Source organism: Burkholderia glumae LMG 2196 = ATCC 33617, assembly GCF_000960995.1.
Classification (GTDB): domain Bacteria; phylum Pseudomonadota; class Gammaproteobacteria; order Burkholderiales; family Burkholderiaceae; genus Burkholderia; species Burkholderia glumae.
Genome location: NZ_CP009435.1, coordinates 930929 through 952896, shown reverse-complemented (window position 1 = coordinate 952896; position 21968 = coordinate 930929). Strand labels below are relative to the sequence as shown.

The 21968-nt window shown below is 69.2% G+C and carries 19 protein-coding genes and 1 pseudogene; 10 read left to right on the top strand and 10 right to left on the bottom strand.

The annotated features are described in order from the left end of the window. Positions 1–161: 161 nt before the first annotated feature. The 4 genes from queC to KS03_RS16805 all read left to right on the top strand — a co-directional run bounded on the left by queC (position 162) and on the right by KS03_RS16805 (position 3424). Entirely contained in the window at positions 162–896 is a 735-nt protein-coding gene (queC, locus tag KS03_RS16820; RefSeq protein ID WP_015877315.1) for a 7-cyano-7-deazaguanine synthase QueC, read from the top strand. Between the two features lie 141 nt (positions 897–1037). After that, a complete protein-coding gene (gene queE, locus KS03_RS16815; RefSeq protein ID WP_015877314.1) occupies positions 1038–1670 on the top strand; it encodes a 7-carboxy-7-deazaguanine synthase in 633 nt (210 codons plus the stop codon). Between the two features lie 19 nt (positions 1671–1689). Continuing rightward, a complete protein-coding gene (gene queD / locus KS03_RS16810; RefSeq protein WP_015877313.1) occupies positions 1690–2142 on the top strand; it encodes a 6-carboxytetrahydropterin synthase QueD in 453 nt (150 codons plus the stop codon). A gap of 451 nt (positions 2143–2593) precedes the next feature. Continuing rightward, positions 2594–3424, top strand: a complete 831-nt coding sequence (locus KS03_RS16805) for a tetratricopeptide repeat protein (protein WP_035979041.1) — start codon at positions 2594–2596, stop codon at positions 3422–3424. A 77-nt stretch (positions 3425–3501) separates the two neighbouring features. Here the strand turns inward: KS03_RS16805 and rodA are convergent, their stop codons facing one another. The 5 genes and pseudogenes from rodA to KS03_RS16780 form a co-directional block, all read right to left on the bottom strand. Continuing rightward, on the bottom strand, positions 3502–4650 hold the full coding sequence (gene rodA, locus KS03_RS16800; RefSeq protein WP_015877311.1) for a rod shape-determining protein RodA: 1149 nt from the start codon (positions 4648–4650) through the stop codon (positions 3502–3504). Then, positions 4607–6926 (bottom strand): annotated as a pseudogene (gene mrdA / locus KS03_RS16795) (penicillin-binding protein 2); the annotation flags it as partial. The pseudogene mrdA and the gene rodA, both read right to left, overlap by 44 nt. A gap of 99 nt (positions 6927–7025) precedes the next feature. After that, the gene (gene mreD / locus KS03_RS16790) at positions 7026–7538 is read right to left on the bottom strand and encodes a rod shape-determining protein MreD (protein ID WP_015877309.1); all 513 of its coding nucleotides are present in this window, start codon (positions 7536–7538) and stop codon (positions 7026–7028) included. Beyond that, positions 7535–8677, bottom strand: coding sequence for a rod shape-determining protein MreC (gene mreC, locus KS03_RS16785; RefSeq protein ID WP_015877308.1), 1143 nt, complete (start codon positions 8675–8677; stop codon positions 7535–7537). Before mreC ends, mreD begins: the two co-directional genes overlap by 4 nt. 177 nt (positions 8678–8854) lie before the next feature. Continuing rightward, positions 8855–9898, bottom strand: coding sequence for a rod shape-determining protein (locus tag KS03_RS16780; protein ID WP_004189550.1), 1044 nt, complete (start codon positions 9896–9898; stop codon positions 8855–8857). Between the two features lie 396 nt (positions 9899–10294). Between KS03_RS16780 and gatC the strand changes: the two genes are divergently transcribed. The 5 genes from gatC to KS03_RS16755 all read left to right on the top strand — a co-directional run bounded on the left by gatC (position 10295) and on the right by KS03_RS16755 (position 15446). Further along, positions 10295–10594: an Asp-tRNA(Asn)/Glu-tRNA(Gln) amidotransferase subunit GatC gene (gene gatC, locus KS03_RS16775; RefSeq protein ID WP_017432877.1), complete on the top strand. Its 300-nt coding sequence runs from the start codon at positions 10295–10297 to the stop codon at positions 10592–10594. Between the two features lie 92 nt (positions 10595–10686). Then, the gene (gene gatA, locus KS03_RS16770) at positions 10687–12177 is read left to right on the top strand and encodes an Asp-tRNA(Asn)/Glu-tRNA(Gln) amidotransferase subunit GatA (RefSeq protein ID WP_015877306.1); all 1491 of its coding nucleotides are present in this window, start codon (positions 10687–10689) and stop codon (positions 12175–12177) included. A gap of 3 nt (positions 12178–12180) precedes the next feature. Beyond that, positions 12181–13653: an Asp-tRNA(Asn)/Glu-tRNA(Gln) amidotransferase subunit GatB gene (gatB, locus tag KS03_RS16765; protein ID WP_017432876.1), complete on the top strand. Its 1473-nt coding sequence runs from the start codon at positions 12181–12183 to the stop codon at positions 13651–13653. 127 nt (positions 13654–13780) lie between these two features. Next, complete coding sequence (locus KS03_RS16760; protein ID WP_015877304.1) at positions 13781–14620, top strand: PPK2 family polyphosphate kinase; 840 nt, start codon at positions 13781–13783, stop codon at positions 14618–14620. Between the two features lie 55 nt (positions 14621–14675). Next, a complete protein-coding gene (locus KS03_RS16755; protein ID WP_015877303.1) occupies positions 14676–15446 on the top strand; it encodes an exodeoxyribonuclease III in 771 nt (256 codons plus the stop codon). A 101-nt stretch (positions 15447–15547) separates the two neighbouring features. Here the strand turns inward: KS03_RS16755 and KS03_RS16750 are convergent, their stop codons facing one another. Then, on the bottom strand, positions 15548–16606 hold the full coding sequence (locus KS03_RS16750; RefSeq protein WP_015877302.1) for an NAD(P)-dependent alcohol dehydrogenase: 1059 nt from the start codon (positions 16604–16606) through the stop codon (positions 15548–15550). Positions 16607–16828: 222 nt separating this feature from the next. Here KS03_RS16750 and KS03_RS16745 point away from each other — a divergent pair, with 222 nt between their 5' ends. Continuing rightward, complete coding sequence (locus tag KS03_RS16745; protein WP_015877301.1) at positions 16829–17776, top strand: AraC family transcriptional regulator; 948 nt, start codon at positions 16829–16831, stop codon at positions 17774–17776. Here KS03_RS16745 and KS03_RS16740 read toward each other — a convergent pair. The 4 genes from KS03_RS16740 to metX are packed head-to-tail and all read right to left on the bottom strand — an operon-like array spanning position 17769 to position 21788. Beyond that, positions 17769–18722, bottom strand: a complete 954-nt coding sequence (locus KS03_RS16740) for a M48 family metallopeptidase (RefSeq protein ID WP_015877300.1) — start codon at positions 18720–18722, stop codon at positions 17769–17771. The genes KS03_RS16745 and KS03_RS16740 overlap by 8 nt on opposite strands. Beyond that, positions 18712–20025, bottom strand: coding sequence for an AmpG family muropeptide MFS transporter (locus KS03_RS16735; protein ID WP_015877299.1), 1314 nt, complete (start codon positions 20023–20025; stop codon positions 18712–18714). Before KS03_RS16735 ends, KS03_RS16740 begins: the two co-directional genes overlap by 11 nt. A gap of 6 nt (positions 20026–20031) precedes the next feature. Further along, complete coding sequence (gene metW / locus KS03_RS16730) at positions 20032–20646, bottom strand: methionine biosynthesis protein MetW (protein WP_015877298.1); 615 nt, start codon at positions 20644–20646, stop codon at positions 20032–20034. Continuing rightward, complete coding sequence (gene metX, locus KS03_RS16725; RefSeq protein WP_015877297.1) at positions 20643–21788, bottom strand: homoserine O-succinyltransferase MetX; 1146 nt, start codon at positions 21786–21788, stop codon at positions 20643–20645. Before metX ends, metW begins: the two co-directional genes overlap by 4 nt. Positions 21789–21968 lie beyond the last annotated feature (180 nt).

The window sequence follows — 21968 nt, the reverse complement described above, 5'->3', positions numbered from 1 at the left end:
GACTCAAAGACTTGAAGGACTTGAGGACGCAGCTTTCCGGCGCCGCAAGTCCTTTTTTGTTTGGTGTCGAGCCGCCGCATGCGCCGCTCACGCGGCGTCGGCCATGCCGGCGGCGCCTCCGGCATCGCGCGACGCGGGCCTCTTGATACACGGAGTACACGGTGATTCGGACAGACGCTAAGGGCGGCGCGCTCGTGCTGTTTTCCGGCGGCCAGGATTCGGCGACCTGCGTCGCCTGGGCGCTCGAACGCTACCAGACCGTCGAGACGCTCGGCTTCGACTACGGCCAGCGGCATCGCGTCGAGCTCGAGTGCCGCGAAGGCGTCCGCGAAGCGCTGCGCACGAGGTTTCCCCAATGGGCGGGCCGGCTCGGCGACGATCACATGATCGACCTGTCGGTGCTCGGCGCGATCAGCGATACCGCGATGACGCGCTCGATCGAGATCGAGACGGCCGCCAACGGGCTGCCCAACACGTTCGTACCGGGCCGCAACCTGCTGTTCATGACGATCGCGGCGGCGGTGGCCTACCGGCGCGGGCTCAAGGTGCTGGTGGGCGGCATGTGCGAGACCGATTTCTCCGGCTATCCCGACTGCCGCGACGACACCATGAAGGCGCTGCAGGTCGCGCTCAATCTCGGCATGGATACGCGCGTGGTGCTCGAGACGCCGCTGATGTGGCTCGACAAGGCCGACACCTGGCGGCTCGCCGAGCAGCTGGGCGGCGCCGCGCTGGTCGAGCTGGTACGCGTCGAGACGCACACCTGCTACGTGGGCGAGCGCGCCGAGCTGCACGACTGGGGCTTCGGCTGCGGCGCGTGTCCGGCCTGCAAGCTGCGCCGCCGCGGTTACGAGGCATACCGCAACGGCGGGCAGGTGACCGAGGCGCCGCTCTGAGGCCACCCCGGCCCGGCTGCCCGCCCGTGGAGCTTGCGCCGCGCGCGCCCGGGCCTGGCGCCCGACGGGCCGGGCATCAGTCAGTCGCGCGGGCATCCCGCGCATCAACGGAACGGGTGGCATCGAGCCACCGCATGAGCGATGACGTACACGGTCAAGGAAATCTTCTACACGTTGCAGGGCGAGGGCGCGAACGCCGGGCGCCCGGCCGTGTTCTGCCGGTTCGCCGGCTGCAATCTGTGGACCGGCCGCGAGGCGGACCGCGACAGCGCCGTCTGCCGGTTCTGCGACACCGACTTCGTCGGCACCGACGGCGAGAACGGCGGCAAGTTCCGCACGCCCGAGCTGCTTGCCGACCAGGTCGCGGCGCTGTGGCCGGCAGGCGAGGCGCACCGCTTCGTGGTCTGCACGGGCGGCGAACCGATGCTGCAGCTCGACCAGCCGCTCGTGGACGCGCTGCATGCGCGCGGCTTCGAGATCGCGATCGAGACCAACGGCTCGCTGCCGGTGCTCGACACGATCGACTGGATCTGCGTGAGCCCGAAGGCCGACGCGCCGCTCGTGGTGACGCGGGGGCACGAGCTGAAGGTGGTGATTCCGCAGGACAATCAGCGCCTGGCCGACTACGCGCGGCTCGATTTCGAGCACTTCCTCGTGCAGCCGATGGACGGCCCCTCGCGCGAGCTCAACACCAGGCTCGCGATCGACTGGTGCAAGCGCCATCCGCAATGGCGGCTGTCGATGCAGACCCACAAATATCTGAACATTCCCTGAGCCGCGAGCTTCACTCATCGTGCTGATAACCCGAAAACTCGAATTCGACGCGGGGCACCGCATCCCCGACCACCGCAGCCAGTGCCGCAACCTGCATGGTCATCGCTACGTGCTCGAAATCACGCTGCGCGGCGACCTCGTCGACGTCGAGGGCGCGCCGGACCGCGGCATGGTGATGGACTTCGCCGACGTGAAGTCGCTCGCGATGGCGCATCTGGTCGGCAAGTGGGATCACGCGTTCCTCGTCTACGCGCGCGACGACGTGGTGCGCTCGTTCCTCGAAAAGATGGCCGACCACAAGACGGTGGTGCTCGACCGCATCCCTACCGTCGAGAATCTCGCGGCGATCGCGTTCGACATTCTCGCGAACGTCTACGACGCGCACTACGGCGTGAACCTGCGCCTCGAACGCGTGCGGCTCTACGAGACGCCGAACTGCTGGGCCGAGGTGGAGCGCGAGCCGGGCCGCTGAGCGCCGGCGCGTGCCCGTTGCGCAGGCGCCGCTTGCCCCGCTCGCGCACGCCGCTCGGCAGCCGCCGGCCGGCACCGGCAGCGGCTCCACCGGGCCGCGCCGCCGCGCCGGCCGGTCTTTCCCGAACCTTCGTCCCCGCGCTTTTCCCGCCGTCCCGCCTTGCCGCCGCTCGCGGCCGCGTCGCCCGCTTGCCCTCCCGCCGTCGCGGCGGCCTCGCCCGGCCGCTTGCCAGGCCGCGTCCGGCGGCACGATTCCGACCGCTGTATGATCGTCGTGCATGGCGCCGCGGGCCCGATCCACCCGGCCGCCACGCGCCTGTATCCGCTCGGGAGCCGGCAGCCGCCTCGCGCCGCGCACGCCCTTGCCCGATCACAACAACGACTTCGCCGCTCCAAGCGGCGCAACCCGGGTCGCACGCGCGCGGGCCGCGCCTGACGCAGGAGGAAGGGACATGAACGGCTTTGCGATGCGGGCGCGGCGCGCCGCGCAGGAAACGCCCGCGCCTCGGCGCATGGGCGGCGTGCTCGCGCTCGGCCTGGCGCTGGCGTGGTGCGCGGCGAACGGGCCGGCGCAGGCGGCCGATACCGCGGCCGCGGCATCGGCGTCCGCCGGCCGGCCGGCCGCGCAGCCGGCGCGGCACGGCAAGCCGAATGCCGCGCGCGCGATCACCGAATCGGCCGTCGCGGACTACAACGCGGGCGACTATCCGGCCGCGCTGGCCGGCTTTCGGCGCGCGGCCGCGCGCGGCGACCGGCTCGCTCAGTTCGATTACGCGATGATGCTGCTCAAGGGCGAGGGCACGGCCGCGAACCTGCCGGACGGCGTGCGCTGGCTGACCGAGGCGGCCCGGGCCGGCATGACGCAAGCGCAGTACGTGCTGGCGACGATGTACGACGACGGCCAGTTCGTCGCGCGCGATGCGGCGGCGGCCCACGGCTGGTATCTGAAGGCGGCGCGGCAGGGCAATGTGCAGGCCGAACTCGCGCTCGCCAACCAGTTCCTCGACGGCCGCGGCACGCCGCGCGACAACCACGAGGCGTTCATCTGGTATCAGCGGGCGGCCGACGCTGGCGAGCCGGTCGCGCAATACGTGACCGCCTCGTTCTACGAGCGCGGCGGCGACGGCGTGGCGGTGAACCTGAACATCGCGCGCGCCTACTACGCGGCCGCCGCGGCGCAGGGCGACGAGGTGGCCGCGCTGAAGTATCAGGAGCTCAGCGGCTTGTTGCGCGCGCAGGCGGCGGCCTCGCAGGCATCGGGCGCGCAGCCGGCCGCGCAGTGAGCGCGCGCCGCCCTCGCCAATGAAACAGGCCGGCTCACGCGGGCATCCTGCCCGACCACCCGGGCGGGGCTGGACCGCTACGACTTCATCAGCCGCTTCTGCCGCGCGACGCTCATGATCAGGCCGGTCGCCACGCCGAGCGTGATCAGCGCGGTGCCGCCGTAGCTCATGAACGGTAGCGGCACGCCCACCACCGGCAGCACGCCGCTGACCATCCCGACGTTGACGAACGCATAGGTGAAGAAGCCGAGCGAGAGCGAGCCGGCCAGCAATCGTCCGAACAGCGTCGAGCCCTGCGCGGCGATGATCAGCCCGCGCGTGATCAGCGCCATGTAGAGCGTGAGCAGCACCAGGCCGCCCACGAGCCCGAATTCCTCGGAATAGACCGCGAAGATGAAGTCGGTGTGCTTCTCGGGGATGAACTCGAGGTGGGCCTGCGTGCCCTTCAGATAACCCTTGCCGAACGGGCCGCCCGAGCCGATCGCGATCACCGCCTGGATCGTGTGGAAGCCCTTGCCGAGCGGGTCGGTGGTGGGATCGAGCAGGGTGCAGACGCGGTGCTTCTGGTAGTCGTGCATCAGCGGCCAGACCACCTGGGGCTGGCAGATCTTGCCCTCGAAGGTGGCGATCGCGACCACGGCGATCACCCCGGCGACGAGCACCGGCACGATCAGCTTGAACGAGAGCCCGGCCAGATAGATCACGAACAGGCCGGCTGCCAGCACCAGCACGGCGGTGCCGAGGTCGGGCTGCTTGGCGATCAGCCCGACCGGCAGCAGCAGGATGCCGAACGCCACCAGATAGTCGTACCAGCGAATCCCGCCCTCGCGGCGCTGGTAGTACCAGGCGAGCATCAGCGGCGTGGCGATCTTGAGGATTTCCGACGGCTGGATCACGACGCCGATGTTGAGCCAGCGTTTCGCGCCCTTCTTGGTCATCCCGAACAGCGCGACGGCCACCAGCAGCGCGATGCCGAACGAGTAGAGCGGCACCGCGAAGCGCATCAGCGTCTGCGGCGGGATATTCGCGATGATCCACATCAGCACGAACGTCAGCATGATGTTGCGAAGCTGGTCCTCGACGCGGCCGGGCACGTCGATGCTCGCGCTGTAGAGCGTGACGATGCCCACGCAGAGCAGCAGGAACACGATCAGCGCGAGCGGGCGGTCGAAGCCCGCGAACATCTGCTTTGCCTTGTCGAGCCAGGCGCGCTTGTCGAATTGCATGCCTTTCTCCGTTATTCGTCGGTGCCGGCGGCGGGCCGGGCGGGGACGCGCTCGTCGCGCGTCGCGGCGGGGGCGCTCGCCGCGCTCGCGGGCGCGCGGTGCGGCTTGCGCGGCAGCCGTCGCGCGGGCGGCAGGCTGGCCGCGGCGGGCGCGGCCGCGCCGGCGGAGTCGGCCGGGCCGGATGCGCCCGTGGCCGCGCCGTCCGGCAGGCCGCCCGAGGCCGCGTCGGCCGCGCTCGCGGCGGCGGGCGGCACCGGCTGCGGCAGCGCCGTGAAGCCGGCCGCGATGCCCACCGGCTTCGTCGTATCGCCGACCACGGGCGCGCTGACGGGCTCGGTGGCCGAGGCGGCGGCGGCCACGGCGGCCGCCTCGCTGCCCGGCTTCTGGCGGTCGACCAGATAGAAGTCGAGCACCTTGCGCGCGATCGGGCCGGCCGACTGGGCGCCCCAGCCGCCGTTCTCGACGATCAGCGCGAGCGCGATGCGCGGATGGTCGGCCGGCGCGTAGGCGGTGAACAGCGCGTGATCGCGCAGCCGCTCGGCGAGCAGGTGGCCGTGGTAGTTCGAGCCCTGCAGCGAGAACACCTGCGCCGTGCCGGTCTTGCCGGCCGCCGTGTAGGGGGCGCCGCGGAAGATCTTGTAGGCCGTGCCGGCCGGGTTCTCGATGACGTTTTCCATGCCGCGCTTGACCACGTCGATGTTGGCCTGCTTGAGCGGGATCACCGCGCTTTGCTTCGGCACCGTCAGGTGCCGCACGCGCGTGATCGGGTCCTCGATCTCCTTGACCAGATGGGGCTTCATCACGACGCCGTTGTCGGCCAGCGTGGCCACCGCGTGCGCGAGCTGCAGGATCGTGAACGAGTTGTAGCCCTGGCCGATCCCGAGGCTGATGGTCTCGCCGTCGTACCACTTCTGCAGCGCGGGCTTGCGGAACGTCTTGCGCTTCCATTCGGGCGACGGCAGCACGCCGCGCGCCTCGCCCTGCACGTCGATGCCGGTGATCTGGCCGAAGCCGAACGGCTTCATGAAGTTCGCGATGTTGGTCACGCCCAGGTCGCGCGCGAGCATGTAGAAATAGGTGTCGTTCGACACCATGATCGCGCGGTTCATGTCCACCCAGCCCTGGCCCGAGCGCACGTCGTTGCGGAACGTGTGGCCGCCGAACGTGAAGTAGCCGGGATCCTGGAAGCCCCAGCTGGGTGTGCGCTTGCCCAGCTCGAGCCCGGCCAGCGCCATGAACGGCTTGTAGGTCGAGCCGGGCGGGTAGGTGCCGCGCAGCGGGCGGTTCAGCAGCGGCTTGTCGGGCGAGTTGTTGAGCTCGTCCCAGGTCTGCTGGTCGATGCCGTCCACGAACGAGTTCGGGTCGAAGCTCGGCGACGACACGAATGCGAGCACGTCGCCCGTGCTCGGCTCGATCGCCACCAGCGCGCCGCGCTTGCCGGCGAACGCCTGCTCGGCCACCTGCTGCAGCCCGATGTCGATCGACAGCACGAGATTGTCGCCCGGCGTGGCCTGGGTGCGCGACAGGGTGCGCACCGGCCGGCCGCCCGCCGTCACCTCGACTTCCTCGAAGCCCGTCACGCCGTGCAGCTCGGTCTCGTAGCTCTGCTCGACGCCGATCTTGCCGATGTAATCGGTGCCCTTGTAGTTGTTGGCGTCACGGCGCGGGTCGTAGTGCTCGGGATCGCTGTCGTTCGCCTCGCTCATCGCCTCGATGTGATCCTGATCGCGCTTCGAGATCCGGCCGATGTAGCCGATCACGTGCGCGGCCGTCGGGCCGAGCGGGTACTGCCGGAACAGCCGCGCGCGCACCTCGACGCCGGGAAAGCGCCAGCGCTGCGCCGTGAAGCGCGCCACTTCCTCGTCGCTCAAGCGGGTGCGAATCGGCAGGCTTTCGAAATTCTTCGAATCCTCCTGCAGCTTCTTGAAACGGCGGCGATCACGCGCGTCGATCGGGATCACCTCCGAGAGCGCGTTGATGGTGTTGTCGAGCGTGTCGGTCAGCTTCGACGGCGTGATCTCGAGCGTGTACGCCGAATAATTGCGCGCCAGCACCACGCCGTTGCGGTCGGTGATGATGCCGCGATTCGGCACGATCGGCGCGACCGAGATGCGGTTCTCGTCGGCCTGCAGCGCGTACTTGTCGTGCTGCCAGACCTGCAGGTAGAAGAAGCGGACCGCGAGCAGCCCGAAGCAGACGAACACGAACAGCCCCGCCGCCGCGACGCGCAGGCGGAACTTCGAGAGCTGCTGTTGGGTGTCCTTGAATTCGGTCATGCGAGTCTGGAGAAAAGCGGTCGTGCCGGCTGCGCACGGGTGTCGGGGCTCGCGGCGATGGCCGGTGGCGGGGCGCTCGGCATGCGGCGGCCGTGCGGGTCAGATCGGCCGCGTGTCGTCCGGGTCGACCGGGCGGCGTTGCGGCATCAACAGCAGGAGGCTCGCGAGCGGCCAGAGCCCGGCCTCGACGAACCCGTCGACGAGATAGCTCCAGCCCGGGAACGCGGCGCCCATCACGAGGCGGATCATGAACGGCACGAGCTGGGCCACCACCAGCAGCGGCGCCACGTAGAACACCTGCGCGCCGAGCGAAAGCCACAGCACGCGGCGGTGGATCGTGATCGCGCCATACGACAGCAGCGTGTAGGCGAGCGCGTGCTCGCCGAGCAGCCCCGCGTCGTGGACGTCCATCAGGATGCCGAGCAGGAACGCCACGCCCATGCCGACCTTGCGCGGCTGGTGAATGTTCCAGAACAGCAGCACCACGGCGACGAAGTCGGGCACGCCGGGCAGGCGCCCCCACGGCATCAGGTTCAGCAGGAACGCGGCCGAGAGGCTGAAGGCGATGAAATAGGGATTGACCGGCTGCAGGATGTATTGCGGACGGCTCATGGCTGCGCTCCGCGGGACGGGGCGGCGGCCGGGGCCGCGGGGCGCGCTGCCGGTCTGGCGGCGGCCGGCGCGGCGGATTTTCCGGCCGGCTTCTCGCCCGACTTCCCGGCCGGCTTCTCGCCCGGCTTTTCAGCCGGCTTGTCGGTCGGCTTTTCAGCCGGCTTCTCGGCCGATCCGGCGCCGCTGGCCGCGGCCGCCGGCCGGCCGTTCTCGTCGCCCTTGCCCTTGTCGGCGGTTTTCGCGCCCTTTTTACCCTTCGCGTTCTTGTCGGCGGCCGGGTCCGGATCGACCGGGCGCGGCGGCAGGTCGTTCTGGTAATGCAGCACCAGCATCTCGCGCGCGCCGCGCACCGCGGCGATCGGCATGCAGACGACATGCGCGAACGCGGTGTCGGCGAGCTTGTCGATGCGCACCACCTTCGCGACCGGCAGCCCGGGCGGGTAGAGGCCGTCGAGGCCGCTCGTCACGAGTTCGTCGCCGACCAGCAGGTCCGCGCTGGTCGGCACGAAGCGCAAGTCCAGCGAATCGCCCTTGGGGGTGCCGTAGATCACGCTGCGCAGCCCGGTGCGCAGCACCTGCACGGGGATCGCGAGATCGCGGTCGGTGACCAGCGTGATTTCGGCCTGCAGCGGGAACACGCGCGTGACCTGGCCGATCACGCCGTCCTCGGTGACCACCGGCGCGCCGTTCTGGATGTCGTCGTGCGAGCCGCGGCCGATCACCACCTTCTGCGAGAACGGGTCGCTGGTGTCGTACTGGAGCTCGACCGGCGTGGCCTGCACGGCGATGCGCGCGCGCAGGCCGAGCACGGCGCGCAGGTGGGCGTTGTCGGCCGCGAGCTGGGCGGCCTGGTTCGCCTGCAGGGACAGCGCCAGGTTGCGCTGGTGCAGCTGCTGGTTGTCGTGGCGCAGCGACGCATTGGTCGCGGCCAGATCGGCCGCGCCCATGAACAGGTCGCGCGGCACCAGCGCGGCCCGCTGCAGCGGGTAGAGCGCCGTGCCAAGAATGCCCCGGACGATTTCGAGCGTACTGAAGCGCGCGTCCGAAACGAGGAGCGCGATCGCCAGCGCGACGAAGAAGATCAGCCGCGCGAGCGCGGACGGACCTTGCTTGAAGAGGGGCGGCGGACTGTATTCCATGGTCGGCGCCGGGCGCTTGATCGGTTAAATGTTCCTCAGACGCGCAAAACGCGCGGCGGTTCGGCTGATCGTGACAAGCCGTGGCTTCGCGCGCGCGTTATCGGTATCTGCTGCATGCCGGGATGGCGGGCCGGCCGCCGGCCCCCGCGTGCCGGGCCGGCCGCGGCCCGGTGCGCATCACTCGTAGGAGAAGATGCTGCCGAGCTTGTCCATGCGCTCGAGCGCCATGCCGGAGCCGCGCACCACGCAGGTCAGCGGATCCTCGGCAACCAGCACCGGCAGCCCGGTTTCCTCGGCCAGCAGGCGATCCAGGTCGCGCAGCAGCGCGCCGCCGCCCGTCAGCATCATGCCGCGCTCGGCGATGTCGGCGCCCAGTTCCGGCGGCGTCTGTTCGAGCGCGATCTTCACCGACGAGACGATCTGGTTGAGCGGATCGGTCAGCGCCTCGAGGATTTCGTTGCTGGAGATCGTGAAGCTGCGCGGAATGCCTTCCGACAGGTTGCGGCCCTTCACTTCCATCTCCTTGACCTCGGAGCCCGGGAACGCGGAGCCGATTTCCTTCTTGATCGCCTCGGCGGTCTGCTCGCCGATCAGCATCCCGTAGTTGCGGCGGATGTAGTTGACGATCGCCTCGTCGAACTTGTCGCCGCCCACGCGCACCGAGCCCTTGTAGACGATGCCGCCCAGCGAGATCACGCCCACTTCGGTGGTGCCGCCGCCGATGTCGACCACCATCGAGCCGGTCGCCTCGGACACCGGCAGGCCGGCGCCGATCGCCGCGGCCATCGGCTCCTCGATCAGGTAGACCTGCGAGGCGCCCGCGCCGTGCGCGGCTTCCTTGATCGCGCGGCGCTCCACCTGGGTCGAGCCGCACGGCACGCAGATGATGATGCGCGGCGAGGGCGAGAACATCCGCGACTCGTGCGCCGTCTTGATGAACTGCTTGATCATCTGCTCGGTGACGGTGAAATCGGCGATCACGCCGTCTTTCATCGGACGGATCGCCTCGATGTTGCCCGGCACTTTGCCGAGCATCTGCTTGGCTTCCTTGCCGACGGCCTGGATCGTCTTCTTGCCGTTGGGGCCGCCTTCCTGGCGGATCGACACCACGGACGGTTCATCAAGGACGATGCCCTTGCCGCGCATGTAGATGAGGGTGTTTGCGGTGCCGAGATCGATCGCGAGATCGTTGGAGAAGTAGCTGCGCAAAAAACCGAACATTCAGAATCCTGTCTCGCTCTGGGCCGGCCCGGCGGACGGGACGCTGGGCGGGCGGCGGAAAAAATAACAGCCTCGGATCGGGCGGGAGCGGCCGCCTCTGGACCTCGAAGCTGCGAGTGAAATCTACCGGGACCGTCGCGCGTCCCGCTGGCATCGCGCCTGGCAGGCGGCTGACTTGCAGCCGGCTTGCAGCTAACGGTGAGCCTTGCGGGAGGGTCGGTCCGGCGCTGGGTCGAACGCGTAATGATACCTTATAATTTCGGCGTATTCGAACCCAAACGGACCGTCAATCCACCGCTTCGCGCCCGAATTTTGAGGGTTCGAACGAGTCCGCCAACCCCCTGTCGCGACGTGGCTTTCGAGGCGTCGCGCAAGCCCAGTTTCTCCGGTGACCGCATGGCTTTGACCCTGAACGATGTGAAACGCATCGCGCACCTCGCGCGGCTCGAGATGAACGATGCCGAGGCCGAGCACACGCTCGGCCGGCTCAACGATTTCTTCGGCCTCGTCGAGAAGATGCAGGCCGTCGATACGAACGGTATCGCCCCGCTCGCGCACCCGATCGAGCAGATCCAGGAGGTCGCGCAGCGTCTGCGCGACGACGTCGTCACCGAGGCGGTCGATCGCGACGAGAATCAACGCCCGGCGCCGGCCGTCCAGGACGGCCTGTTCCTCGTGCCGAAGGTGATCGAGTAAGCGCGCTTCGGAGCCGCATGGCCGGCCCGCCGTCGTCTGCCCGGGCGCGCGGCCGTGCCGCGCATCCACAAGAATCCAGGAATCCTCCAGCAATGCATGCAAACAGCCTGACCGAACTGCGCGCCGCGCTCGACGCCGGCCAAACCTCGGCCGTCGAGCTCGCGCAGCTCTACCTGCAACGCATCGACGCGGCGCGCGAGCTCAATGCGTTCGTCCATGTCGACGCCGAGCTCACGCTCGCCCAGGCGCGCGAGGCCGACGCCGCGCGCGCGGCCGGCCGTGCCGGCCCGCTCGCCGGCCTGCCGGTCGCGCACAAGGACGTGTTCGTCACGCGCGGCTGGCGCTCCACCGCCGGCTCGAAGATGCTCGCGAACTACACCAGCCCGTTCGACGCGACGGTGGTCGAGCGGCTCGCCGCGGCCGGCATGGTCACGCTCGGCAAGACCAACATGGACGAGTTCGCGATGGGCTCGTCCAACGAGAACTCGGCGTTCGGCGCCGTGAAGAACCCGTGGGACCCCCGGGCCGTGCCGGGCGGCAGCTCGGGCGGCAGCGCGGCGGCGGTGGCCGCGCGCCTCGCGCCCGCCGCCACCGGCACCGACACCGGCGGCTCGATCCGCCAGCCGGCCTCGTTCGCCGGCGTGACCGGCATCAAGCCGACCTACGGCCGGGTGTCGCGCTACGGCATGATCGCGTTCGCTTCCTCGCTCGACCAGGGCGGCCCGATGGCGCAGAGCGCGGCCGACTGCGCGCTGCTGCTCGACGCGATGGCCGGCTTCGACACGCGCGACTCCACCAGCCTGGAGCGCGAGGGCGAGGCGTTCGGCCGCCACCTGGGCGCGCCGTGGACGCCCGACGCGCCGGCCGGCAAGCCGCTGGCGGGCCTGCGCATCGGCCTGCCGGACGAGTATTTCGGTGCCGGGCTGGCCGACGACGTGCGCGCGGCGATCGACGCGGCGCTCAAGCAGTACGAGGCGCTCGGCGCCACGCTGGTGCCGGTGTCGCTGCCGAAGACGGAGCTGTCGATCCCGGTCTACTACGTGATCGCGCCGGCCGAGGCCTCGTCGAACCTGTCGCGCTTCGACGGCGTGCGCTACGGCCATCGCGCGGCCGAGTACCGCGACCTGCTCGACATGTACAAGAAGTCGCGCGCCGAGGGCTTCGGCCCGGAAGTGAAGCGCCGCATCCTGGTGGGCACCTACGTGCTCTCGCATGGCTACTACGACGCGTACTACCTGCAGGCGCAGAAGATCCGCCGCATCATCGCGCAGGATTTCCAGAACGCGTTCGAGCAGTGCGACGTGATCATGGGGCCGGCCTCGCCCACCGTGGCCTGGGATCTCGGTGCCAAGGGCGACGACCCGCTGCAGATGTACCTGGCCGACATCTACACGCTGTCGGTCAGCCTGGCGGGCCTGCCCGGCATGAGCGTGCCGTGCGGCTTCGGCGCCGGCGCGAACGCGCGGCGCCCGGTCGGCCTGCAGATCATCGGCAACTATTTCAACGAAGCCCGGATGCTGCAGGTCGCCGACGCGTTCCAGCGCGCGACCGACTGGCACAAGCAAGTTCCGGCGGGGGTATAAGCAATGACGCAATGGGAAGTCGTTATCGGTCTCGAGACGCACGCGCAGCTGTCGACCGCCTCGAAGATCTTCTCGGGCGCCTCGACGCAGTTCGGCGCCGAGCCCAACACCCAGGCCTGCGCGGTCGATCTCGCGCTGCCCGGCGTGCTGCCGGTCTTGAACCGCGGCGCGGTGGAGCGCGCGATCCGGCTGGGCCTCGCGGTCGACGCGACGGTGGCGCCGCGCAGCATCTTCGCGCGCAAGAACTACTTCTATCCGGATCTGCCCAAGGGCTATCAGATCAGCCAGTACGAGATTCCGGTCGTGCAGGGCGGCCGCATCACGATCCAGGTGCCGGCCAACGAGAAGGCCGGCAAGGCGGCCTACGCGAAGACCATCCATCTCACGCGCGCGCACCTCGAGGAAGACGCCGGCAAGTCGCTGCACGAGGATTTCGCCGGCATGACCGGCATCGACCTGAACCGCGCCGGCACGCCGCTGCTCGAGATCGTCACCGAGCCCGAGATGCGCAGCGCGGCCGAGGCCGTGGCCTACGCGAAGGCGCTGCATGCGCTGGTGGTCTGGCTCGGCATCTGCGACGGCAACATGCAGGAAGGCTCGTTCCGCTGCGACGCGAACGTCTCGGTGCGGCCGCTCGGCCAGGAGACGTTCGGCACGCGCGCCGAGATCAAGAACCTGAACTCGTTCCGCTTCCTCGAGGACGCGATCAACTACGAGGTGCGGCGCCAGATCGAGCTGATCAAGGACGGCGGCCAGGTGGTGCAGGAAACGCGCCTGTACGATCCCGACAAGCGCGAGACGCGCTCGATGCGCAGCAAGGAAGACGCGCAGGACTACCGCTATTTCCCCGATCCCGACCTGATGCCGGTGGTGATCGATCCGGAATGGGTCGAGCGCGTGCGCGGCGAGATGCCCGAACTGCCGGCCGCGATGCAGCAGCGCTTCGCCGACCAGTACGGCGTGACGCCCTATGACGCGGTGGTGCTGACCTCGAGCAAGGCGATGGCCGCCTATTTCGAGGCGGTGGTCGCCAAGGCCGGCGCGGCGAACGCGAAGGCCGCCGCCAACTGGCTGATGGGCGACGTATCGTCCCTGTTGAACCGTGAAGGCATCGAGATCGACGCGTGTCCGGTATCGGCCGCCCAGCTCGCGCTGGTGCTGCAGCGCATCGCCGACGGCACCATCTCGAACAAGATCGCCAAGGAAATCTTCCAGGCGATCTGGGACGAGCAAGCCACCGACGAGGCCGCAGCCGACCGCATCATCGAGGCGAAGGGCCTCAAGCAGATCTCCGACACCGGCGAGCTGGAGGCGATCATCGACGCGGTGCTGGCCGCCAACGCGAAGTCGGTCGAGGAGTTCCGCGCCGGCAAGGAGAAGGCGTTCAACGCGCTGGTCGGCCAGGCGATGAAGGCGACCAAGGGCAAGGCGAACCCGGCCCAGGTCAACGAACTGCTGAAGAAGAAGCTCGGCTGACGGCGGGCCCGAGCGGCGCCGAGCGGCGGCCGCTCGCGTGGGTCGCAGCCGCCGGCCGGCCGCTTGCGTTATGCTCGACGGCTTGGCGCCGCAGCGGCGACTTCCAAATCCCGTTAAGGAGGCATTGATGGCGAAGCCAGCGTCGCTCGACGATTTCCGTGTGCCGTACCACACCGACGAGAAGGCCGCCGCGGCGTTCCGGCTCGAGGCGTTCGAGCCCGGCGCGAAGCCGTTCTCGAGCGGCTCGAAGGAGGCCGATCGCGCGCGTCTGTCCGAGCTGTCGATGAAGATCGACGCGCTGCAGGACATGCTGCACACCCAGCCGCGCAAGCGCCTGCTGCTGGTGCTGCAGGGCATGGACACGAGCGGCAAGGACGGCACCGTGCGCGCCGTGTTCCACGAGGTCGATCCGCTCGGCCTGCGCGTGGTGCCGTTCAAGGCGCCCACCGCGGTCGAGCTCGCGCACGACTTTCTCTGGCGCGTCCACGCGCAGGTGCCGGCCGCCGGCGAGCTGACGATCTTCAACCGCAGCCATTACGAGGACGTGCTGGTGCCGCGCGTGCTCGGCGGCATCGACGAGGCCGAATGCAAGCGCCGCCACCGGCAGATCCGCGAGTTCGAGGCGATGCTGGCCGAGTCGGGCACGACGATCGTCAAATGCTTCCTGCACATCTCGAAGGACGAGCAGCGCGCGCGGCTGCAGGCGCGCGTGGACGATCCGGCCAAGCACTGGAAGTTCGACCTGTCCGACATCGAGGCGCGCAAGGACTGGGACGCCTATCAGCTCGCCTATCGAGACGCGCTGGCCGCCACCTCCGCCCCGCACGCGCCGTGGTACATGATCCCGGCCGACTCGAAGACGCATCGCAACGTGATGATCGCCGAGCTGCTGCTGCGCGAGATGACGGCGATGAAGCTCGCCTATCCGCCCGCCAAGCCCGAGCTGGCGGGCGTGAAGATCGCGTGACGGCGCCGCGTGGGGCGCCATCCATCGAACCCGGAACACTGAACGGAAACACATCATGCTGCGTGTCATTACGGCGAACCTGAACGGCATCCGCTCCGCCGCGAAGAAGGGCTTCTTCGACTGGCTGGGCGACCAGCAGGCCGACTGCGTCTGCGTGCAGGAAATCAAGGTGTCGGCCGACGACCTGCCCGCCGAATTCGCGGCGCCGCACGGCTTCACCGGCTATTTCCACCATGCCCAGAAGAAGGGCTACAGCGGCGCGGGGCTCTACACGCGCCGCGAACCCGACGACGTGATCATCGGCTACGGCAGCAGCGAGTTCGACGCCGAGGGGCGCTACGTCGAGGCGCGCTTCGGCAAGCTGTCGGTGGTGTCGGTGTACGTGCCGTCGGGTTCGAGCGGCGACGAGCGCCAGCAGGCCAAGTACCGCTTCATGAACGAGTTCATGCCGCATCTGGCGGAACTGAAGGCGACGCGCGAGGTGATCGTCTGCGGCGACGTGAACATCGTCCACAAGGAAATCGACATCCGCAACTGGAAGAGCAACCAGAAGAATTCCGGCTGCCTGCCCGAGGAGCGCGCGTGGCTGACCAAGCTGTTCGACGAGGTCGGCTACGTGGACGTGTTCCGCACGCTCGACCCGCGCCCCGACCAGTACACCTGGTGGAGCAACCGCGGCCAGGCCTACGCGAAGAACGTGGGGTGGCGGATCGACTACCAGATCGCCACGCCGGGCGTGGCGGGCACCGCGAAGCAGACCTCGATCTTCCGCGACATCAAGTTCAGCGACCACGCACCGTTGACGGTGGATTACGACTATCAGTAAGCAGCGGCCGCCCGCCAGGTCGCAAAAAAACGCCGCCGGCATGACTCCCGGCGGCGTTTTTTTTCCTGCCGATGCCCCGGCCATCGGCCGGGGCGGCGCGCTTACGCCGCGTCCTTCAGCGAAGCGATGTCGATCACGAAGCGGTACTTCACGTCGCTCTTGAGCATCCGTTCATACGCGTGGTTGATGTCCTGGATCCTGATCAGCTCGATGTCCGACACGATGCCGTGCTCGGCGCAGAAATCGAGCATCTCCTGCGTCTCGGCGATGCCGCCGATCAGCGAGCCGGCCAGGCGGCGGCGCTTGAAGATCAGGTTGAACACGTTCGGCGACGGGTGGTCGTGCTCGGGCGCGCCCACCAGCGTCATCGTGCCGTCGCGCTTGAGCAGGTTCAGGAACGGGTTCAGGTCGTGCTGCGCGGCCACCGTGTTGACGATCAGATCGAAGCTGTTGGCGTGCGCGTTCATCTGCGCCTCGTCCTTCGAGATCACCACTTCGTGCGCGCCGAGCCGCTTGCCGTCCTCGATCTTCGACGGCGAGGTGGTGAACAGCACCACCTGCGCGCCCATCGCGCGCGCGAGCTTCACGCCCATGTGGCCGAGGCCGCCCAGGCCGACGATGCCGACCTTCTTGCCCGGGCCGGCGCCCCACTGGCGCAGCGGCGAGTAGGTGGTGATGCCGGCGCAGAGCAGCGGCGCGGCGGCGGCGAGGTCGAGCGTCTCGGGCACGCGCAGCACGAACGCCTCGTCGACGACGACCTGCGACGAGTAGCCGCCGAAGGTGATGTCGCCCGTCACGCGGTCCTGGCCGTTGTAGGTGCCGACGAAGCCGTTTTCACAGTATTGCTCGAGGCCTTCCGAGCAGCTCGCGCAGGTGCGGCACGAATCGACCAGGCAGCCGACGCCGACCAGGTCGCCCGCCTTGAAGCGGCTGACCTCGGGGCCGACGGCCGTGACGCGGCCGACGATCTCGTGGCCCGGCACCACCGGGTAGATCGAATTGCGCCATTCGTTGCGGGCCTGGTGCAGGTCGGAATGGCAGACGCCGCAGTAGAGGATTTCGATCTGGACGTCGAGCTCGCGCAGCGCGCGGCGCTCGATCTGCATGGGCGCGAGCGGGCTGGTTGCGCTCTGCGCCGCGTAGGCGTAAGTCGTGCTCATGGGGAGGCTCCTTACCGTGGGATTCGAAACATCCGCGCGCGCCCGCCGCAGCGGCCGGCGGCGCGAAACGGGCTTCCATACTAAGCACGGGGGCGTGGCCTCGATATACCTGAAGGTCTTGAAGCTTTGCCTATTCCTCTCGATTTGCGAAAATGCGCCACGCACCGGCCGGGCGCGGTGCTAGATTGCAAGCCTGATCCTATTACCGGCAACGAACGCGCAATGAGCTTCGAACCCCTCATACCGGACGGCGACCTGCGCGTGCAGCGGCGCATGATCGAGCTGATCGACCGGCTCGCGCCGAACAACGGCTCGACCGACGCGGCGCTCGAAGGCGTGCGCTTCCTGCGCGTGGGCGCCCGCGTGCCGCGCTGCCCGGTGCTCTACGAGCCGAGCATCGTGATCGTCTGCCAGGGCCGCAAGGTCGGCTACGTCGGCGAGCGCACGTTCGTCTACGACGAACGCCAGTATCTGGTGCTGTCGGTGCCGCTGCCGTTCGAATGCGAAACCTACACGGCGCCGCACGGCCCGTTCCTGGCGATCTCGGTGCGCATCGACCTCGGCGTGATCGCCGAGCTCGCGATGCTGCTGGAGGAAACCCACGGCGCGTCCGCGAGCGAGCCGGACAGCATCTGCTCGACGCCGCTTGGCGCGCCGCTCGCCGACGCGGTGCTGCGCCTGCTCGAAGCGCTGCAGTCGCCGCACGACACGCGCGTGCTCGGCCCCTCGATCATGCGCGAGATCGGCTACCGCGTGCTGACGGGCGAGCGCGGCGACGCGATCCGCGCGGCGCTCGGCCAGCGACATCACTTCGGGCGCATCGCCAAGGCGCTGCGGCGCATCCACCTCGATCTCGGCGGCGAGCATTCGATCGACGCGCTCGCGGCCGAGGCGGGCATGAGTGCCGCGGTGTTCCACACGCATTTCCGCAGCGTGACGGGCACCTCGCCGATGCAGTACGTGAAGGCCACTCGGCTGCACAACGCGCGGCTGATGATGGTGCAGGAAGGCGTCAGCGCCGCCGCGGCCGCCGCGCGCGTCGGCTATGCGAGCGCCTCGCAGTTCAGCCGCGAGTTCAAGCGCATGTTCGGCCGCAGCCCCGGCGACGAGGTCCGCTGGGTGCAGGCCAACGGCCTCGTCGTGAACGGCGAGCCGGCCGAGATCAACTGACGGGCGAGGCGGGGCGGCGGCGCACCGCGCCGATGCCGGCATAGGGCGGCAGGGCCTCGACGCGCTTGCCGATCGCCTTCGCGTAGACCGGCATCAGGTCGGCGAGCCGCTTCATCAGGTCCTGGCGGCGGCGCGCGTCATAGGGATGCGAGTAGATGAAGCCGCGCCGGCGGTCGCCGCGGGTGGCGGCCGAGAGCTTGCCCCAGAGCGTGATCGCGGCGCGCGGGTCGATGCCGGCGCGGGCCGCGATGTCGCCGCCGATCACATCGGCCTCGGTCTCGTCGGTGGCGCCGTAGCGCAGCGTGGCGAGCCGCTCGGCGATCGCGGGCGGCGCGGGCAGCGGCTCGGCCAGCCCGTACAGCGAGGAAATCGGGTTCGCGCCGGGCGCCGCCGCGGGCGGCATGTCGCCGAGGCAGGCGCGCGCGTGCTCGCGCAGCGCGTGCGCCATCTCGTGCGCGAGCAGCACGCCCAGTTCGTCGTCGTTCAGGCGCAGCCGTGCGAGCAGGCCGCCGTCGACGAGCAGCTTGCCGCCCGGCAGGCCGAGCACGCGGATCTCGCGGCTGCGCACCAGGCTCACGTCCCAGTGCCAGTCCTTCACGCGATCGTTCCACTTGACCGCATACGGCGCCAGTCGCGCGACCAGCGTGCGCAGCCGCCTGACGCGTGCATCGTCGGCCGCCATCAGCGTGCCGGCCTGCGCGGCCGCCTGCACCATCCGCTGGTACTGCGCGCCGGTGATCTGCTCGAGCACCGGCGACGGGATCAGGTTGCGGAACGCGAACGCGTTGCCGTAGCGCATGCCGGCGGCCGGCTGCCCGTAGGCGGCCTCATGCTCGGGCTGCGGCGCGGCGGAGTCGGCCGGCGCGGGCGAGGCGGCCATCGCGGCCGCGCACGCGAGCCCGGCCACGCCCGCCAGCAGCGCGCTGCGCGCGCGCTCAGCCGGCACGGGGGGCCTCGTCGGGTGCGCCGCTGCGCCACGGTGCGACCTTGAACAGCAGCAGCAGGCCCGGGATGCCGAGCATGGCGCAGACCAGGAAATAGTCGAACCAGCCGATCCGCGCGACGATGAAGCCGCTCGATGCCGACGCCAGCGTGCGCGGCACCGAGGCGAGGCTCGTGAACAGCGCGAACTGGGTGGCCGTGTAGCGCGGATCGGTGGTGCTCGCGATATAGGCGGTGAACGCGGCGAGCGTGAGGCCGGTGGCGAACGTCTCGAAGCCGTAGACGCCCGCCATCAGCACCGGATCGGCGCCGGCGCGGGCCAGCCAGGCGAAGCCGAGCGTCGAGGCGATCTGCACCACGCCGAAAATCCACAGGCCGCGCGCGATGCCGATCTTCACCAGCCAGACGCCGCCGATGATGCCGCCGGCAAGGCTGGCCCAGAACGCGGTGGTCTTCGCGATCACGCCGATCTGCGTCTTGTTGAAGCCGATGTCGAGGAAGAACGAGGTGGACAGCGTGGTGGCCATCACGTCGCCGAGCTTGTAGAGGAAGATGAAGCCGAGCACCAGCAGCGCATTGCGCCAGCCGCCGCGCGCCAGGAATTCGCGGAACGGCAGGATCACCGCGTCGCGCAGGTTCTTCGGCGGCAGGCCATGCACCTCGGGCTCGCGCACCATCAGCGTCATCACGATGCCGGGCAGCATGAACGCGCCGGTGACGATGAACACGAGGCTCCACGGCAGGTGGTCGGACAGGATCAGCGCCAGCGAGCCGGGCACCAGCGCGGCGATCTTGTAGGCGTTCACGTGGACCGCGTTGCCGAGGCCCTGCTCGGTGTCGTGCAGCAGTTCGCGCCGGTAGGCGTCGATCACGATGTCGGAGCTCGCCCCGAAGAACGCGACCAGCGTGGTCAGCGCCGCGACGGTCCAGATCGAGTCCCTCGGCGAGACGAAGCCGAGCGCGCCGATCGCCAGGGCCACCAGCAGCTGGGTGGCGAACATCCAGCCGCGCCGGCGCCCCGGGCGCCAGCCCGGCAGGCGCGGCACGAAGCGGTCCATCAGCGGCGCCCAGAGGAACTTCCAGGTGTAGGGAAACTGGATCAGCGCGAACAGGCCGATCTCCTTCAGGTTCACGCCTTCCGAGCGCAGCCAGGCCTGCACCAGATAGACCAGCGTAAACAACGGCAGCCCCGAGGTGAAGCCCAGGAACACGCAGATCAGCATTCGCGTGTTGAGGAAGGCCCGCCAGCCGGGATGGTCTTCGTGGGCGGCGAGCGCGGGCGCGTCGTGCGGCTCGGGTCGGGTCATGGCTCGTCAGGGATGGCTGCGCTTCACGCGATAGACCGCAAGACTACCACGCCAGTTCGCGCCCCAACGGACCGGCTGGCCGCCGTGCAGCACGATCCGGTCGAGGATCTCGATGCCGACTTCGGGCGCCAGCGCCTCGAAATCGCGGATCGTCAGCACCCGCACGTTCGGCGTGTTGTGCCACTGGTACGGCAGCGACTTCGACACCGGCATGCGCCCCTTCAGCACCGACAGCCGGTGCGCCCAGTAGCCGAAGTTCGGGAACGAGACGATGCACTCGCGGCCCACGCGCACCGTCTCGCGCAGGATCGCGGCGGTCTGATGGATGGTCTGCAGCGTCTGCGAGAGGATCGCGAAATCGAAGCTCTGGTCCTCGAACAGGCGCAGCCCGTCCTCGAGATTCTGCTGGATCACGTTGACGCCGTTCTTCACGCAGCCGTGAACGCCCGCGTCGTTGATCTCGATGCCGTAGCCCGACACCTCCAGCTCCTCGGCCAGCAGCGCGAGCAGCGAGCCGTCGGCGCAGCCGAGGTCGAGCACCGTCGCGCGCGGTTCGACCCAGCGCGCGATGGCGCGAAAGTCCGGCCGCGCCGAGAGCATCGTCAAGGCCTGCTGGTTCATGCTCCCACCTCCGCGGCGATTCGTTCGTAATAGGCGCGCACCACGTTGTGATAGCGCGCGTCGTCGAGCAGGAACGCGTCGTGGCCGTGCGGCGCGTCGATCTCCGCATAGCTGACCTGCCGGCGGATGTCGAGCAGCGCCTTCACGAGCTCGCGCGAGCGCGCCGGCGCGAAGCGCCAGTCGGTCGTGAAGCTGGCCACCAGGTATTTCGCCTGGCTGCGCTCGAGCGCGGCGCTCAGGTCGCCGCCGAACGCCTTGGCCGGATCGAAGTAGTCGAGCGCGCGCGTGATCAGCAGGTAGGTGTTCGCGTCGAAGTAGTCGGCGAACTTGTCGCCCTGGTAGCGCAGGTACGATTCGACCTCGAACTCGACGTCGAAGTTGAAGTTGTAGGCATCGAGCGCGCCGTCGGCGCGGCGCAGCGCGCGGCCGAATTTCTCGGCCATGTCGTCGTCCGACAGGTAGGTGATGTGGCCGATCATGCGCGCCACGCGCAGGCCGCGGCGCGGGATCACCTGGTGCGCGTAGTAGTTGCCGCCGTGGAAGTCGGGGTCCGACAGGATCGCCGAGCGCGCCACCTCGTTGAACGCGATGTTCTGCGCCGAGAGCTTCGGCGTGGATGCGATCACCAGGCAGTGGGCGACGCGCTCCGGATACATCAGGCTCCAGGCCAGTGCCTGCATGCCGCCGAGGCTGCCGCCCATCACCGCGGCGAAGCGCGCGATGCCGAACGCATCGGCCACGCGCGCCTGCGCGTTGACCCAGTCCTCCACCGTGACCACCGGGAAGCGCGCGCCGTAGGGCGTGCCGGTGGCGGGGTCGAGGCTCATCGGGCCGGTCGAGCCGAAGCACGAGCCGAGGTTGTTCACGCCGATCACGAAGAAGCGGTTGGTGTCGAGCGGCTTGCCCGGCCCGACCATGTTGTCCCACCAGCCGGTGCTGCGCGGATCGTCCGCGTAGATGCCTGCCACGTGGTGGGAGGCGTTCAGGGCATGACAGACGAGCACCGCGTTCGAGCGCGCGGCATTCAGTTCGCCGTAGGTCTCGACGACGAGCTGGTAGCTGCCGAGCACGCTGCCGCTTTGCAGCTGCAGCGGTTCGGCGAAATGCATGGTCCGTGGAGCGACGATGCCGATCGATTCCATTCGTTGCGCCTCATGACTGGGCGGCTAGACGGTGTCGGCGATGCGCGCAAGAGCGATGGCGCGGCTGACGACCTCTTTAGCCGCATTTATAGTGAACCCGGCCGGTGGTCCGGCAGGCTCGCGCGCCCGCAATCGAGTCAGCAAATCGGCGCGCTTCCTTGGCCGCCGCCGCGTTCAGGC